Origin of the sequence: Allobranchiibius sp. GilTou73, from assembly GCF_021391335.1 — a bacterium.
In the GTDB taxonomy this organism is placed as follows: domain Bacteria; phylum Actinomycetota; class Actinomycetes; order Actinomycetales; family Dermatophilaceae; genus Allobranchiibius; species Allobranchiibius huperziae.
Genome location: NZ_CP090051.1, coordinates 3,535,271 through 3,552,513, shown reverse-complemented (window position 1 = coordinate 3,552,513; position 17,243 = coordinate 3,535,271). Strand labels below are relative to the sequence as shown.

The window sequence follows — 17,243 nt, the reverse complement described above, 5'->3', positions numbered from 1 at the left end:
ATGAGAAGGCCCGGTAACGCAGCTGCGTTACCGGGCCTTCTTTTTCGTTGGGCTCATTCTCCAGCTCTGTTCAGGTGGCTGGGATATCGTCGCGTCACCATGACATGGGGGTACGAATGACCCAGGGCGCGACGGCGCGGCTCTTCAAGGGCTCCTTCAACGCGTACGGCGGGGCGAGCGCGAGCCGCGAGACTCCGCGTCCGCCGTGGCGCGAGCGCGTCGCGAGCTGGGTGGGCCGGCTGCTGCTGATCAGCGCCTTCTTCTCCCTCCTGGCGATCCTGTTCCCCGACGGCCTGTTCATCCGAGCGGTCTCCGATGCCCTCGGCCTGCTCAACATGCCGGTGGAGCCGAGCATCTTCCTCATCTGCCTGCTGTTCGCGCTGGCGGGAGCCGCGCGGCGCCGCCTGCGCGCGGCACACACCGTGGTCGTCGTCGTCATGGTGCTCAATGTCTTCTACAGCGCCGTGGTGGTCATCGCCGGCAAGGTCGACGAAGGGCGGGCAGTCCTTCACGGGCCGCTCTCCGGGCTGGGTCGCCGCCCGGCGTTCGGTGTGAGCGAGCGGGAGTACATCGAATTCACTACCTCCCGCTACGTCACGGTCCCGGCGCTGATCATCGGCATCGCCGTCCTGGTCCTAGTCGTGGCGAGCCGGCGCGGCTTCCCGGCGAAGCTCGCGCCCCGGTCCCGGCGCTCCGCCTTCGCGGTGCTGGCGGTCGGTCTGTTGACCTCGTTCGTCATCACCGCCGCGCTGACCGCGGCCGCACCCGGGTCCCTGGTCGGTATGCGGGAGCGTGGCCGTTGGGCACTGCGCTCGACCTTCGGCGTCAGCAGCCCGGCGGGGACGTTCGGGTTGGACAACCACGTCGGACCGCCCTGGATCTTCGGGCTGGCCGGGTTGATGTCCGGTATCGCCCTGCTGTTGTCGATCCTGGTCTTCTGGCGCTCCGGCCACGGCAAACCGATGCAGTCGGCCGACGAGGAGCTGGCCGTTCGCAGGCTGCTGCTGGAACACGGCGAGGACGACTCGCTCGGCTACTTCGCCACCCGACGCGACAAGAGCGTCATCTTCTCCACGGACGGGCGGGCGGCGCTGACCTACCGCACCGAGGGCACGACCTGTGTCGCGAGCGCGGACCCGGTGGGCGACCGCGCCGCGTGGCCCGATGTGATAACCCGCTGGTTGCAGGAGTGCCGGGAGAACGGGTGGTACGCCGCCGTCCTCTCCAGCAGCGAGACCGGGACCACTCATTACGTCGAGGCCGGCCTGCGCGCGTTCGCGCTCGGCGACGAGGCGATCCTCGACACCGACACCTTCAGCCTGCGGGGCCGGTCGATGCGCCCGGTGCGCCAGGCGGTCACCCGCATCTCCCGGGCCGGGTACACGACACGGGTACGCCGGCACAGCGAGCTGAGCGCGGACGAGCTCGTCGAGATCGAGCGCCTCGCCGAGCGGTGGCGCGGTGATGAGACCGAACGCGGTTTCTCCATGGCGTTGAACCGGCTGGGCGACCCGGCCGACGGGCGGTGCGTGATCATCACCGCGCACGACGCACAGGGGCAGATCCGTGGCTTCCTGTCCTTCGTGCCGTGGGGCGTGCGCGGGGTCTCACTGGACCTGATGCGCCGCGACCGGGACGCCGAGAACGGTTTGAACGAGTTCCTCGTCGCCAAGCTCGTCGAAGAGGGCCCCGAGTACGGGATCCGGCGGATCTCCCTGAACTTCGCGGTGTTCCGCAGCGTCTTCGACAACGCCGACCAGGTCGGCGCGGGCCCGGTCACCAAGGTGACCGACGCCGCCCTGTCGTTCGCGTCGCGCTTCTACCAGCTCGAGACGCTGTACCGTTCCAACGACAAGTACCACCCGACCTGGGTGCCCCGGCTGCTCTGCTACGACCCGGCGCTCACGGTGCCCCGCGCGGGCTTGGCCATGGGGATCGCCGAGGGATTCGTCCCGATGGTGGGCCCCCGACTGCTGACCGGGCCGCGACCCTCCGACGTGCAGCCGCCGCGTCCGGAGCCCGACTTCGTCGAGCGGGTGTGCGAGCAGGAGCGTCGGTTGCTGGTCCCGGCGCCGCCCACCGCGGTGCTGACCCAGCAGCAGCGGGTGCGTCGTACGAAGCTGCAGGCCTTGGAGGACGCGGGGATGCCGGGCTACCCGGTGCAGGTCCCTCGCACCCACCGGGTCCGCGAGATCCGCGACCGGTACGCCGACCTGGCACCGGACACGGTGACCGAGGACGTGGTGTCGGTCTGCGGGCGGATCCGCGCTGTGCGCGACCTCGGCGGTGTGACGTTCGCGGTGCTGGACGACGAGAACGCGCGGGTGCAGGTCATGGTGACCGCCGCGCACACGCCGGACCCGGCGCGGGCGCTGTGGCGAGAGAGCGTCGATCTCGGTGACCTGGTGAGCGTGACGGGACCCGTCGCGACGTCACGCAACGGTGAACTGTCCGTGCTGCTCGACCACTGGCAGATGGCGGCCAAGTGTCTGCGGCCGCTGCCCACCCTGGGGTCGTCGCTCAGTGACGACGTCCGCAGCCGGCAGCGGTCCCTGGAACTGCTCGTGAGCCCCGACTCCCTCGATCTGCTGCGACGCCGTTCGACCGGCGTGCGCGCATTGCGCGAGGCGTTCCAGGCGCGCGACTTCTGCGAGGTCGAGACGCCGATGCTGCAGGCGGTGCACGGCGGCGCCACTGCGCGCCCGTTCAAGACCTACATCAACGCGTACGGGATGGATCTCTATCTGCGGATCGCCCCGGAGCTCTACCTGAAGCGACTCGCCGTCGGCGGGATGCAGCGGGTCTTCGAGCTGAACCGCAACTTCCGCAACGAGGGCGTCGACGCCACCCACAATCCTGAGTTCACCTCGCTGGAGGCCTACGAGGCGTACGGCGACTACAACACCATGCGGGTGCTCACCCGTGAGGTGCTGCTGCGGGTCGCGGTGGCGGTCAACGGCCGACCGGTCGCGCAGCGCACGGACGCCGACGGCACGACGTACGAGGTCGACCTGAGCGGCGAGTGGCCGGTCAAGACCGTCCACGCCGCCGTGTCCGAGGCAGTGGGGGAGCAGCTGACCACGGCCACCTCGCGCGACCAGATCGAAGCGGTCTGCGCCCGGCACGGGGTGGCCGCTCCGGCACAGTCGAGCGTCGGCATGCTGGTCGTCGCGCTCTACGACGCGCTGGTGGAGAAGCAGACGCAGTTCCCGACGTTCTACACCGACTTCCCGCTGGAGACCTCGCCGCTGACCCGCACCCACCGCACCGACCCGGCGCTCTCGGAACGCTGGGATCTGGTGGCGTTCGGTGCCGAGATCGGCACTGCCTACAGCGAGCTGGTCGATCCGGTCGACCAGCGCCAGCGCCTGACCGCGCAGTCCATCGCGGCCGCGGCGGGAGATCTGGAGGCCATGCAGATCGACGAGGCCTTCCTGTCGGCGCTCGAGCTCGCGATGCCCCCGACCGGCGGCCTCGGACTCGGGGTGGACCGTGTCGTGATGATGCTGACGGGCGCGAGCATCCGGGCGACACTGGCGTTCCCGTTCGTGCGACCGCAGGGCTGAGGCGCGCTCCTCTATCGTCGGGCCATGCCCACGACGCCCGGCCCGGTCGACGACGCGGGGATCCCGGCGTACGTGCAGGCGCTCGGCATTCCCGGGCTGGCCGACATCCACGTGCACTTCCTGCCCGAGCCGATGCTGCGCAAGGTGTGGGCCTACTTCGATGTTGCCGAAGAGAACTACGGCCGGCCGTGGCCGATCCGGTACCGCTTCGACGAGGCGACCCGGCTGCGCATCGTGCGGTCCTTCGGGGTGTCGCCGATACCGGCGCTGACCTATCCGCACAGACCGGGCATGGCGCGCTGGTTGAACGACTGGAGCGCGGACCTCGCGCGGCGGGTGCCCGACGTGATCCACTGCGCGACGCTCTACCCCGAGCCTGACGTGGGGGACTACGTGGGGGACGCGCTGACCCAGGGCGCACGACTCTTCAAGGTGCACGTGCAGGTGGGCCGGTTCGCGCCGGACGATCCGCTGCTCGACCCTGCATGGGCGCTGCTGGAGGAGGCCGGCGTCCCGATCGTGATCCATGCCGGGTCGGCGCCGCTGCCCGGCGAATTCACCGGGGTCGAGGGCATCGCCAGGGTACTCAGAAGGTACCCGCGGCTCGCGTTCGTGATCGCCCACCTGGGCATGCCGGAGTACGACGAGTTCGCCGACCTCGCGCTGCAGTACGAGCGGGTGCATCTGGACACGACCATGGCGTTCACCGACTTCACGGAGGAGCAGGCGCCGACGTCACCGTCCTACCGGTCGAGGTTGCCGCAGCTTCAGGACAAGATCGTCCTGGGTTCGGACTTCCCCAACATCCCTTACCCGTACGCGCACCAGCTGACCGCGCTGACACGACTGGATCTGGGGGACGACTGGATGCGGGACGTGCTGTGGCGCAACGGAGCCCGGCTACTCGGCGGCTCCTGACGTCGGCACCGGTCGGCCGAGCGCCTCGCGCAGCGCGTCGACCGTCGTGACGGGCGCGTCGCACACGAAGCGGCGGCAGACATAGGCCGCCGTGCGGCCGTCGACCATGGGCCGGTCGACCAACAGCGGCTGGGCCGGATCGTCGGGCCGGCCGCTGACGGTGACGCGGCCCGGCGCGGTCGAGCGCCAAGAGACTTCGACCAGCCCGGCCGTCCCGTCGCCCCGCTCGCCGCTGACGACCGCGACCTGCACCGGGCCGTGCAACAGCGCGACCCCGACGCCGAGCGCGTGGCCCACCATGACCGGATCGCGGCCGGCCAGGTGCGCGACGGCGCCGACCGCCGCTGCTGCCTCCGCGAACGGCGCGGGGTCGCCGGTGAGTGCGCCGTACGACAACAGCGCCCCCGCGAGTGCGGATCCGCCCGACGGCTCCGCGCCGTCGACCGGGCTGCGGGGCCGGACGATGAGCTGCTCGGCATCGTCGGCCGCATCGTAGAAGCCTCCGATGTCGTCACGGTGGTGGACCCGCGCGGTATCCAACAGGGTGCCGGCCAGGTCGAGCCAGCCGGCGGTCGGCTCGACCTGGTGGAGAGTCAGCAGCCCGTCCGCGAGGTCGCCCAGATCGTCCGCGGCTGCCGGCGTGGTGCCGACCCGGCCGTCGCGCGACGTACGACGCAGCCGACCCTCGACCAGGTGCACGTCGCGCACCGCGCGGGCACACCGCGACGCGGCGTCGATCCAGTCCCGTCGGCCGAAGACCGCACCGGCCTCCGCCAGCGCGCCGATCGCGAGCCCGTTCCACGCCGCGACCACCTTGTCGTCACGGCCCGGCTGCGGACGCTCGCCCCGCGCTTCGAGCAGGAGCGACCGCGTCCGCTCCCACCACGCAGCATCGGCAGTGTCCACGTCAGCGTCCTCGGCGAGCTGCAGCGTGGAGGCGCCGTGCTCGTAGGTGCCCGCCTGGGTCACCGACAACAGTCGAGCGGCGCGGGCGCCGTCGTCCTCGCCGAGTACGTCGGTCAACTGCGCGGGCGTCCAGACGTACGTGAGTCCCTCGACACCCTCCGTGTCGGCGTCCAGAGATGACGCGAAAGCCCCTGTCCGCGTGAGTAACTCACGGAGCATGAAGGTGATGGTCTCGCCGACGACCCGCTCGAAGAGCGGATCGCCGGTGGCGCACCAGGCATGGGCGTAGACGCGGACCAGCTGCGCGTTGTCGTAGAGCATCTTCTCGAAGTGCGGCACCACCCAGCGGGCATCGACGCTGTAGCGCGCGAACCCGCCGCCCAGTTGGTCGTAGATGCCACCGCGCGCCATCCGCTCCAGGGTCTGGGCGGCCATCGCGCGAGGGTGCTCGTCGCCGGTCAGCGCGGCGGCGCGCAGCAGGAACTCCAGGCTGGAGGTCGTGGGGAACTTCGGTGCACCGCCAAAGCCGCCGTTGACCGTGTCGAACCGGCGGGCCATCGCGTCCACGCTGCGGCGCACCAGCGCGTGGTCCACCGGCTGCGACTCGGCGGTGACGACCTCGCGCAGCTTGCCGGAGATGGTGGCGCCGGACTGCACGACGTCGTCACGGCGGTCGGTCCAGGCCTGCGTCGCAGCGTCGAGCAGGCGCAGGAACTGCTCACGCGGCAGGTACGTGCCCGCGAAGAACGGATCCCCGGCGGGAGTGAGCAGACACGTCATCGGCCATCCCCCGCTGCCGGTCAGCGCCATCGTGACGTCCATGTAGACCGCGTCGATGTCGGGGCGTTCCTCCCGGTCCACCTTGATCGCCACGAAGCCCGCGTTCACGATCTGCGCGACACCCGCGTCCTCGAACGTCTCGTGCGCCATCACGTGACACCAGTGGCACGCGGCGTACCCGACCGACAGGAGGATCGGCACGTCACGCCGGCGGGCCTCGTCGAGCGCGTCGGTGGACCACTCCTGCCAGTCGATCGGGTTGTCGGCGTGCTGCAGCAGGTAAGGACTGGTCGCGGAGGCGAGCCGGTTCGTCATACCCCCCACGGTAGGTCGCGCAGCCGCCTCGGTCAGACAGGCCGAAAGAGCCCGCCCGACCTCACCCGGGCTGCCTTTCGTGGACAATGGCGCCGGTGTACCTGACGCTGACCTCCTCGGGCGAGGATGCGACCGCGCTGGGCTACCTGCTGCACAAACACCCGGACCGCGCTCAGCAGTTCGCGGTGTCGGCCGGGGTGGCCCACGTGTTCTATCCGGAGGCGAGTGACGAGCGCTGCACCGTGGCCCTGATGCTCGAGATCGACCCGGTCGCGCTGGTGCGCGGCCGGAGGTACGGCGGGGACGCCTTCGCGCTGAGCCAGTACGTCAACGACCGTCCCTACGCCGGCTCATCGATGCTTGCGGTGGCGCTGGGAAAGGTCTTCCGCACAGCGATGGCAGGTCGATGCGATGCCCGGCCGGAGCTGCTCGGCCAGAGCCGTGAACTGGAGATACGCGTGCCGGTGCTGCCCGCGTCAGGCGGCGCCGAGATGGTCCGCGCGCTCTTCGAACCGCTGGGCTGGGAGGTGACGGCGCAGGCCCTGCCGCTCGACGAGGAAATGCCCGCCTGGGGCGATTCGCACTACGTCGACCTTCGCCTGCGCGGCACGCAGGTGTTGGCCGAGGCGCTGTCCCACCTCTACGTGCTGCTACCGGTGCTGGACTCCTCCAAGCACTACTGGGTCTCGCAGGACGAGGTCGAGAAGCTGGTCCGCGCCGCCGGCGACTGGTTGCCGGCCCACCCGGCCCGCGAACTGATCACCCGCCGCTACCTGGCCCACCAGCCGGACCTCGTCGCGACCGCCGTCTCCCGCCTGGCCGAAGTCGATGACCTGCGAACCGAGTCCGTCGAGGAGGCACCGAGCGAGGAGACACCCGTTCGTCGTTCCTTCGTCGCACAACGGAAGGAAGCGGTGCTCTCCTCGCTCCGTGCCGCGGGGGCCGCACGTGTCGTCGACCTCGGCTGCGGCGAAGGAGCCTTGCTCCGCGAACTGATCCGGGACCCCCGTTTCAGCGAGGTCGTCGGCGTCGATGTCTCCGGCCGCGCCCTGGGACTGGCCGAACGGCGCTTGCACCTGGATCGGATGCCCGACAGCCAGCGCGCCCGACTGCGACTGCTCCAGTCCTCGATGACCTACACGGACGACCGGCTGAACGGCTACGACGCGATCGTGCTGATGGAGGTCATCGAGCACCTCGACACCGATCGCCTGCCCGCCCTCGAGAGCACGGTCTTCGGGCACGCCCGGCCGCGCACCGTCATCGTGACGACTCCCAACGTCGAGCACAACGTGCGCTACGAGCGGCTCGCCTCGGGCACGATGCGGCACAGGGATCACCGCTTCGAGTGGACCCGGGCCGAGTTCTCCGACTGGGTCACCGGGGTCGGCCGACGCACCGGGTACGCCCCCACCCTGCTTCCCGTGGGCGAGGACGACCCGACCGTGGGCCCGCCGACCCAGATGGCGGTCTTCACCCGCAGCGATCAGCCCGCTCAGGAGGTGTCATGACGCAGCTCGCGGTCCCCGAGCTCAGCCTCGTGGTCCTCATCGGTGCATCAGGCTCGGGCAAATCCACCTTCGCCCGCGAGCACTTCGGTGCCTTCGAGGTGCTCTCCAGCGACTACTGCCGCGGCCTGGTCGCCGACGACGAGAACGACCAGTCCGCCTCCGGCGACGCCTTCGACGTCCTGCACTTCATCGCCGGCAAGCGCCTGGCCGCCGGTCGTCTCACGGTCGTGGATGCGACCAATGTGCAGCGCGAGGCCAGGCGGCAGTTGATCGAGCTGGCCAAGGCCCACGACGTACTGCCGGTCGCGATCGTGCTCGACCTCCCCGAGCAGGTCTGCGTCGCACGCAACGCGGAGCGACCCGACCGTGACTTCGGCGCGCGGGTCGTACGCCGCCACCGCGACCAGCTGCGCCGGTCCCTGCGGGGGCTGTCGCGGGAGGGGTTCCGCACGGTCCATGTCCTCTCCGGCGTCGAGGAGGTCGCCGCGGCGACGATCACCCGCGAGAAGCTGCTGAACGACCTGCGTGACCAACACGGCCCGTTCGATGTCATCGGCGACGTCCGTGGCTGCCGCTCGGAGCTGGAGACGCTGCTGGAGCAGCTCGGTTACGCGCTCGTCCGCGACGACCAGGCGCGCCCGGTCGACGCCACGCACCCGGCCGGGCGGCGGGCGGTCTTCGTCGGCGACCTCGTCGACCGCGGCCCGGACAGCCCTGGCGTGCTGCGGCTGGTGATGGGCATGGTCGGCAACGGCCATGCGCTGTGCGTACCCGGAAACCACGAGAACAAGTTGGTGCGTGCGCTCGGCGGGCGCGCCGTGCAGGTCAGCCACGGCCTGGAGAAGACCCTCGCCCAGCTCGCCGATGAGACCCCCGAGTTCCGGACGGAGGTGGCCGAGTTCTGCTACGCCCTGGTGTCGCACCTCGTTCTCGACGACGGCAGGCTCGTCGTCGCTCACGCCGGGCTGAAGGAGGCCTATCACGGTCGCGCGTCCGGCCGGGTGCGCAGCTTCGCGCTGTACGGCGACTCCACCGGCGAGACCGACGAGTTCGGCCTGCCCGTCCGCTACCCCTGGGCCGAGGACTACCGCGGCTCCGCGATGGTGCTCTACGGGCACACCCCGACGCCCGAGCTGGAATGGGTCAACAACACCCTCTGCCTCGACACCGGCTGCGTCTTCGGCGGACGGCTGACCGCGCTGCGGTACCCGGAGAAGGAGTCGGTCCAGGTCACGGCCGAGCGGGTCTGGTACGAACCCGCCAAGCCGTTCCCGGTCGCTCTGGAGACGCCGGTGCCCGGTCAGCGGGACCGCGACCAACTCGACATCCGCGACGTCCTCGGCAAGCGCATCGTGCAGACCGCCCATCACGGCCGGGTGACCGTCCGGGAGGAGAACGACGCCGGCGCACTCGAGGTGATGAGCCGGTTCGCGCTGCACCCTCGCTGGTTGCCCTACCTGCCGCCCACGATGGCTCCGCCGCCGACCTCCGCCCGCGACGCACTGCTCGAGCACCCCCGACGAGGTGTTCTCCGCGTATACCTCGGTCGGAGTCACCGAGCTGCTGTGCGAGGAGAAGCACATGGGGTCGCGGGCGGTCGTCCTGATCTGTCGCGACGAGAAGGTCGCGGTGCGCCGGTTCGGCGCGACGGACGGCGAGTCTGGAGCGGCGTACACCCGCACCGGGCGCTCCTTCTTCGACCGCCCCACCACCGAGAACCTCCTCACCGGCGTACGGGATGCCGTCACCTCGGCGGGCCTCTGGGAGGAGCTGGACAGCGACTGGCTGCTGCTCGACACCGAGATCGTGCCCTGGTCGGCCAAGGCGGGCGATCTGCTGCGCGACCAGTACGCCGCGGTCGGCGCGGCGGCGCGGCACGTCCTTCCCGCGGCGGCAGAGGGCCTGCGGGCTGCCCAGGCTCGGGGGGTCGAGGTCGGCGACCTGCTGGATCGCACCTGCGTGCGCGCCGACAACGCCCAGGCGTTCACCGAGGCCTATCGGCGCTACTGCTGGCCCACCGACGGGCTCGACGGTGTCGCCGTGGCGCCGTTCCAGGTCCTCGCCACGCAAGGCCGCACTCACCACGACCGTGACCACCTGTGGCACCTGGACCTCGCCGATCGCCTCGTGGGTGCTGCGCCCGATCTGATGCGCACGACGCGTCGCCAACGCGTCGACACCAATGACGACGCCTCGGTCGCCGCCGGGGTCGAGTGGTGGGAGTCGCTGACCGCCGCAGGCGGCGAGGGCATGGTCGTGAAGCCGTTCGCCAACCTCGCCCGTGCTCGACGTGGCCTCGTGCAGCCGGGCATCAAGGTCCGCGGCAGGGAGTACCTCCGGATCATCTACAACCCCGACTACACCGACCCCGCCAACCTCACCCGCCTGCGCGACCGCAACCTCGGCCACAAGCGCTCCCTGGCGCTGCGCGAATACGCAGTGGGACTCGAGTCGCTTGAGCGCCTGGCTCGGGGTGAGCCGTTATGGCGCGTCCACGAAGCCGTTTTCGCCGTCCTTGCGCTGGAATCGGAGCCGGTGGACCCTCGTCTCTGACGGGCGGGATCGCGCAAGACCTCACGGAGGTGCAGGTCGGGTGGATAGCCTCGAGATCTCGAATCGCGCGGGACGCCGACCCGACGTCCTGCGAAGGATGATCGGAACAGCGGGTGGTGCGATGACGACGGAACAGATCGTCGAAGACCTCGACCGGGCCGTCGGTTCGGCGTTACGGCGTCCGGGCGACGACGAATACGACATCGCGACACAGCCGCGCAACGCGACCGCGGATCAGCATCCGGTCGCGGTCGTCGCCGCCACCTGCGCCGACGACGTACGCAGGGCAGTTCGCGCGGCGGCGGATGCCGGACTCGGGGTGGCCGTGCAGGCGACGGGGCACGGTGCTGCGGGCATCGTCGGCGATGACGTGCTGCTGATCGACACCCGCCGGATGAACGGCGTCTGGGTGGACCCTTCGGCACGCACCACGCGGGTCGAGGCCGGCGCGACCTGGGCAGAGGTGAATGCCGAGGCCGCGACCCACGGGCTGCTCGGTCTGGCCGGGACCGCGCCGGACGTCGGCGTCGTCGGCTACACCCTGTCCGGTGGGATCGGCTGGCTGACCCGCGCGCACGGAATGGCCAGTGCATCGCTGCGACGCGTCGAGTTCGTGGACGGCGACGGCGAGCCGCAGGTCGCCGACGAGCAGGAGAACCCCGAAGCGCTGTGGGCCTTCCGGGGCGCCGGAGGGGTCGGCGTCGTCACAGCGGTCGAGATCGACCTGGTCGCGGTGCCGGATCTGTGGGCCGGATACCGGCTGTGGCCGATCGCCGAGGCTGAATCCGTCGTCGCTGCGTGGACCGATGCGTTGGGGCAGATCGACGAGACGCTGACCAGCGCCATCGGCTTCCTCAAGGCACCGGACGCACCCGTGGTACCGGAGGCGCTGCGAGGCCACCGGGTCGTGCACCTGTCGGCGGCCTCGGTGAGCGGCGAGGCTGGTTTCGAGCCGCTGGAACGCGCGTTGCGCGCGGCACCGGAGCCGGCGATCGACACGACGGGGCCGTGCGACGAGAAGCGCCTGGCGGTCATCCACCTCGATCCGCCCGACACCGAGACGGCGATCGGCGACGGGGGTTGGCTGACCGCGTCGACTCCCGCCCATGCGTTGGCCATCCTCAGCGCGCTGGGCGTGGGCGACGACGCACCGTTGGCCGAGATGGAGATCCGGCACATCGCGACGACGGTCGCCGCGCATGCCGACGGAGCGATGACGAGCCCACCCGGTCCGTTCCTGTTGCACGTGGTCGGACCGGCGCCGACCGCCGACGACCGCCGCACCGTCGAGCAGGCGATCGACGTCGTACGGGCTGCCGTGCAGCCGGTCGACACGGGACGGGCGGCGGCATCCTTCCGTGACGGCCAGACCACCGTGCCCGGCGCGTTCGCGGACGACGAGGAGGAACGACTGCGGAGCGTGCGGCAACGTTACGACCCGCACGGCCGGATCCGCCGGCCCCGATCCGTGTGACCCGGCGGGGCGCCGGCTAGCCCTCGAACGCCTCGGTGACCGCCTCGTCGATGGTGTGCTTCGGGCCGGTGAACCAGTGCCGCGCCGACGCGAACCACCAGATCGCGAGGATCACCAGGCTGCCGATCGTGAGGACGGGCGCGTAGTTGACGTACTTGAACGAGAAGCCCTTGTTGCCGGGGATGGCCGTCGGCGTGAACGGCAGGATGAAGTAGACGCAGATGACGGCGATCTCCGCCACCGCCACGATGTTCATCCACTTGTACTTCGATCCGAGCGTCCAGGACCCGGGCTCGAAGCCGTCACGCATCCGCCAGCGCAGGAAGATCGGGATCGCGAACGCGAGGTAGAGCCCGATGACGGCCACCGAGGTGACCGCGTAGAACGCCACCGGCACGGGGGCGCCGTTCACGTCGACCTCGACCAAGGCCGGCAGGGTGATCAGGATGCCGATCACGGTCACGAAGACCACTGCGTTGGCAGGGATGCGGGTGCGCGGGTTGACCTTGGAGAGCAGTCTCGACCCGGGGATGCCGCGGTCCCGACTGAAGGCGAACGTCATCCGCGACGCGCTCGTGAGGCAGGCGGTGGCGCAGAAGAGCTGGCCGGCCGTGGAGATGACCAGGATCAGCACGTGCCACTTCTGCGGCAGTGCCTGTCCGAAGATGAGGTCGACGGCGCCACCGCCTTTGGTCACCGCCTTCGGGTCCTGCACGGCGAAGACGAACGCCAGCAGGAGCACGTACCCACCGATCGCCGAGTAGAAGATGGAGCGCCAGATCCCCTGGGCGGCCCCCTTCGCGGCGCCCTGCGTCTCCTCCGACAGGTGGGCGGACGCGTCGAACCCGGTGATCGTGTACTGGGTCAGCAGGAGACCCAGCGGCATGACGAGGAACCAGTACTTGTTGTCCGCATAGCCGGAGTTGTTGATGCGGTCGGTGAAGACGAAGCTCGCGCTCTGGTGCTTGTCCGGGATGATGATCAGCACCGCGATGATGATGGCCGCGCCCGCCACGTGCCACCACACGGAGATGTTGTTGAGCACCGCGAGCAGGTGACCGCTGAAGATGTTGGCCAGCGCCGCGAGCACCATGATCACCACGAAGAGCACGAACACCGTCTTCAGGCCGGAGTGCTTGGCCCACGAGGCGCTCATCGTGTCGAGCGTCAGGTCGAGGAAGGTGGCTGCGCCGTACCCGACGGACGCGGTCACGGCGAGCAGCCCGATCAGGTTGAGCCAGCCGGTGAAGAAGCCCGCGCCGGGGCCGCCCATCTTCGAGGCCCACCAGTAGATGCCGCCGGAGGTCGGGTACGCCGAGACGAGTTCGCTCATCGTGAGGCCGATGATGAGGATGAACGCGGAGATGATCGGCCAGCCCCACGAGATCGCGACCGGCCCGCCGTTGTTCCACGCTTGTCCGAAGGTGGTGAAGCAACCGGCCAGGATCGAGATGATCGAGAAGGAGATCGCGAAGTTGGAGAAGCTGGACCAGCTGCGGCTCAACTCCTGTTTGTAGCCGAGCGTGGCGAGGAGCGCGTCGTCGTCGGACAGGGGTGCGGCGTCATCGGCCATGGGGGCTCCTGGTGCGAGAGTCGTTGTGCGCGAGGCTAGTGGCGCCGATCGGCCCCGGTCCATGGATCTGAGGAAAAAAGGTCCATTTCCAAACCATTGACGGCGGGCGCCGCGGTGGTGAGACTGGCCGCGTGTCAGCCGTGCCGCACCTCATGCCCTACCGGGATCTGCAGGAGTTCACCCTGCAGCCGGCGGTCGGGAACGTCTTCGAGGCCGTCGTCGGGCAACTCGCGACGGCGATCCGACTGGGCGTATTCGCCGACGGCGAGCAGTTGCCGCCCGAGCGCGAACTGTCCGAACGGCTCGGTGTCAGCCGGATGACGCTGCGGGACGCGATCGCGGCGCTGCGCGACGCCGGTCTGGTTCGCACCACCCGCGGTCGTGGTGGCGGCACGGTCGTGACCTACGACGGCACGCACGCGCCCGGCGTACGACCGGCAGGGGAGTACGACGTGGCCGACGTACTGCGTTTCCGGCGGCTCGTCGAGCCCGGCGCCGTGGAGGCTGCCGCGGAGCGGACCCTCGACGACGAACAGCGGGCATGGCTGTCACAGTGCCTCGCCGATGCCGCGAACACCGTTGGCACCAGCGAGCATCGGATCGCCGACTCCCGCCTGCACCTGGCCCTCGCGACTGTGTCCGGCAGTGCGTTGCTGGCCGAGTCGGTGACCCGGGCGCAGGCCGCCCTCGGTGATCTGCTCGCCGCGATCCCGGTGCTGCCGCGCAACATCGAGCATTCGCAGTCTCAGCACGCCCGCATCGTCGACGCGGTCCTGCGCGCCGACGCGGTGGAGGCGGGGGACGCCATGCGGCAGCACTGCGACGCGACCGCCGAACTGCTCATCGGGCTGATCGGATGAGCCGTTGACGAGACACCCGAGCCGGAGAGAAGGGCCGCGATGACCGCACCCACACTGACGCTGGAGGAGCTGCGCGCCCAGATCGAGGCGGGCACGATCGACACCGTCATCGTCGCCTTCACCGACATGCAGGGCCGACTGCAGGGCAAACGGCTGCACGCCCACTACTTCCTGGAGCATGCGCTCGCCGATGGCACCGAGGGCTGCAACTATCTGCTCGCCGTTGACGTCGACATGAACACCGTTGCCGGCTATGCGATCTCGTCCTGGGAGAGGGGATACGGAGACTTTCTCTTCGAGTTGGACCTGACGACGTTGCGGCGCACGCCGGGAGAACCGACCAGCGCCACCATCCAGTGCGATCTGGCCTGGCTGGACGACCGTGGACCGGTGCGCGAGGCACCCCGGTCGGTGCTGCGCGCGCAGGTAGAGCGGGCTGCGCGGGCCGGGTGGTCGGCGTACGCCGGCACCGAGCTTGAGTTCATCGTCTTCGAGCAGACCTACGAGCAGGCCTGGGACGCGCAGTACGTCGGGCTCACCTCGGCCAACCGCTACAACATCGACTACTCGATCGTGGGCGGCAGTCGGGTGGAGCCGCTGCTGCGCGACATCCGCAATCAGATGTGGTCCGCGGGCATGGTCGTCGAGAGCGCGAAGGGCGAGTGCAACCCCGGGCAGCACGAGATCGGCTTCCTCTACGACGAGGTGCTGCGCACCTGCGACAACCACGTCGTCTACAAGACCGGCGCCAAGCAGATCGCCGCGCAGCACGGGCGGTCGCTGACCTTCATGGCCAAGTACGACGAGCGTGAGGGGAACAGCTGCCATATCCACCTCTCGCTGCGCGGGGCCGACGGCGCCATCATGTTCGCCGACGACGTGCGCGACGGGGGCCACAGCAGGCTCTTCGACCACTTCCTGGCCGGGTTGCTCGCGACAGCGCGTGAGTTCACCTGCTTCTACGCGCCGAACATCAACTCCTACAAGCGATTCGCCGACGGTTCGTTCGCGCCGACCGCCGTCGCGTGGGGCCGCGACAACCGCACCTGCGCTCTGCGTGTGGTCGGCCACGGCCCGTCGCTGCGGGTGGAGAACAGACTGCCCGGAGGCGACGTCAACCCCTACCTGGCGACGGCAGCGATGCTCGCCGGTGGCCTGTACGGCATCGAGAACGAACTCGAGCTCGAGCCGGCGTTCGAGGGAAACGCGTACACCAGCGATGCGCCGAAGGTGCCGACGACGCTGGACGAGGCACGACGACTGCTATTCGAATCCGACGTGGCACGAGCGGCATTCGGCGATGACGTCGTCGAGCACTACGCCCACGCGGCCGAGGTCGAGATCGCCGCCTTCGGCGCCGCGGTCACCGACTGGGAGCGCAAGCGGGGTTCGAGCGACTGTGAGCACGCCGTACGACGTCATCAACCCCTCGACCGGCCGGACGATCCGGGCGGTGCACCATGCGAGCCTGGAGGAGACGGACGCGGTCATCGCCCGTGCGCACGCCGCGGCACCGGCCTGGGCCCGCGTCGACCCCGCCGACCGTGGCCGCCTGCTGCGGCGGTTCGCGGACGTCATCGACGCCCATCTGGCCGAGCTGGCCGAGATGGAGATCGAGAACTCCGGCCACACCCGCGGCAACGCGATGTGGGAGGCGGGCAACGTGCGCGACGTACTGCACTATTACGCCGCGGCCCCGGAACGACTGTGCGGCAAACAGATTCCGGTTGCCGGTGGGATCGATCTGACCTTCCAGGAGCCACTGGGCGTGGTCGGCGTCATCGTGCCCTGGAACTTCCCGATGCCCATCTTCGGCTGGGGCGTCGGGCCGGCACTGGCCGCGGGCAACACGGTCGTGGTGAAACCGGCCGAACTGACCCCGTTCACCGCGCTGCGGCTGGCCGAGCTGGCCCTCGAAGCCGGGTTGCCGGAGGGGGTGCTCAACGTCGTACCGGGTGAGGGACCGGTCGTGGGTCAGCGGTTCGTCACCCACCCGCACGTGCGCAAGGTCTGCTTCACGGGGTCGACGGCGGTCGGCAAGAGACTGATGGCCCTGGCGGCCGACGATCTGACACGGGTGACGCTCGAGCTCGGCGGCAAGAGCGCCAACATCGTCTTCGCGGACTGCGACGTCGACGCCGCGGCGGCTGCCGCACCCGGTGCGGTCTTCGACAATGCCGGGCAGGACTGCTGCGCGCGGAGCCGGATCTTGGTGCAGCGCAGCGTCTTCGACCGCTTCATGGAATCCATGGAGCCGGCGGTGCATGCGGTCCGGGTGCAGGACCCGTCGTTGAACGGCGATGCCGACATGGGGCCGCTCATCAGCGACACCCAACGGCAGCGGGTGCGCGGCTTCGTCGAGGACGCCGACTCAGCGGTGCAGATCGCATTCCGCGGTGAGGCGCCCGACGGTGCCGGCTGGTGGTACCCGCCGACCGTGGTCGTGCCGACCGGCACCGGTGACCCGCTGTGGCAGGAGGAGATCTTCGGTCCGGTGGTCTCGGTGCTGCCGTTCGAGGACGAGGCGGATGCGATCGCGATGGCCAACGACACGGCGTACGGTCTGGCGGGCTCGATCTGGACCGACAACCTCGGTCGCGGACTGCGCGTCGCGCGGGGCGTGCGCGCGGGCAATCTGTCGGTCAATTCCCATTCGGCGGTGCGCTACTCGACGCCGTTCGGCGGCTTCAAGTCCTCCGGCCTCGGTCGTGAGCTCGGACCGGACGCACTCGACGCGTTCACCGAGACCAAGAACGTCTTCATCTCCACCGCCCACTGACCCCGAAA

At 69.9% G+C, this 17,243-nt stretch carries 8 protein-coding genes and 2 pseudogenes; 8 read left to right on the top strand and 2 right to left on the bottom strand.

Features of this window, described 5'->3' with window-relative positions:
- The first annotated feature begins 116 nt into the window (after nt 1-116).
- The gene (lysX, locus tag LVQ62_RS17435; protein ID WP_233763449.1) at nt 117-3,566 is read left to right on the top strand and encodes a bifunctional lysylphosphatidylglycerol synthetase/lysine--tRNA ligase LysX; all 3,450 of its coding nucleotides are present in this window, start codon (nt 117-119) and stop codon (nt 3,564-3,566) included.
- 24 nt (nt 3,567-3,590) lie between these two features.
- Complete coding sequence (locus LVQ62_RS17430) at nt 3,591-4,484, top strand: amidohydrolase family protein (protein ID WP_233763447.1); 894 nt, start codon at nt 3,591-3,593, stop codon at nt 4,482-4,484.
- Here LVQ62_RS17430 and LVQ62_RS17425 read toward each other — a convergent pair.
- A complete protein-coding gene (locus LVQ62_RS17425; RefSeq protein ID WP_233763445.1) occupies nt 4,467-6,485 on the bottom strand; it encodes a thioredoxin domain-containing protein in 2,019 nt (672 codons plus the stop codon). The genes LVQ62_RS17430 and LVQ62_RS17425 overlap by 18 nt on opposite strands.
- Before the next feature lie 95 nt (nt 6,486-6,580).
- Between LVQ62_RS17425 and LVQ62_RS17420 the strand changes: the two genes are divergently transcribed.
- The 3 genes and pseudogenes from LVQ62_RS17420 (at nt 6,581) to LVQ62_RS17410 (ending at nt 12,023) form a co-directional block, all read left to right on the top strand.
- Complete coding sequence (locus LVQ62_RS17420) at nt 6,581-7,996, top strand: 3' terminal RNA ribose 2'-O-methyltransferase Hen1 (RefSeq protein ID WP_233763443.1); 1,416 nt, start codon at nt 6,581-6,583, stop codon at nt 7,994-7,996.
- Nucleotides 7,993-10,549, top strand: a pseudogene (locus tag LVQ62_RS17415) (polynucleotide kinase-phosphatase). Before LVQ62_RS17420 ends, LVQ62_RS17415 begins: the two are co-directional and overlap by 4 nt.
- A 121-nt stretch (nt 10,550-10,670) precedes the next feature.
- On the top strand, nt 10,671-12,023 hold the full coding sequence (locus LVQ62_RS17410) for an FAD-binding oxidoreductase (RefSeq protein WP_233763441.1): 1,353 nt from the start codon (nt 10,671-10,673) through the stop codon (nt 12,021-12,023).
- Nucleotides 12,024-12,039: 16 nt separating this feature from the next.
- Here LVQ62_RS17410 and LVQ62_RS17405 read toward each other — a convergent pair whose 3' ends face one another.
- On the bottom strand, nt 12,040-13,596 hold the full coding sequence (locus tag LVQ62_RS17405) for an amino acid permease (RefSeq protein WP_233763439.1): 1,557 nt from the start codon (nt 13,594-13,596) through the stop codon (nt 12,040-12,042).
- Nucleotides 13,597-13,727: 131 nt separating this feature from the next.
- Here LVQ62_RS17405 and LVQ62_RS17400 point away from each other — a divergent pair, with 131 nt between their 5' ends.
- From LVQ62_RS17400 to LVQ62_RS17390, 3 genes and pseudogenes are all read left to right on the top strand, one after another.
- Nucleotides 13,728-14,456: a FadR/GntR family transcriptional regulator gene (locus LVQ62_RS17400; RefSeq protein WP_233763437.1), complete on the top strand. Its 729-nt coding sequence runs from the start codon at nt 13,728-13,730 to the stop codon at nt 14,454-14,456.
- A gap of 39 nt (nt 14,457-14,495) precedes the next feature.
- Nucleotides 14,496-15,845 (top strand): annotated as a pseudogene (locus LVQ62_RS17395) (glutamine synthetase family protein); the annotation flags it as partial.
- Between the two features lie 10 nt (nt 15,846-15,855).
- Entirely contained in the window at nt 15,856-17,235 is a 1,380-nt protein-coding gene (locus tag LVQ62_RS17390) for an aldehyde dehydrogenase (protein WP_233763435.1), read from the top strand.
- The last annotated feature ends 8 nt before the right edge of the window (nt 17,236-17,243 follow it).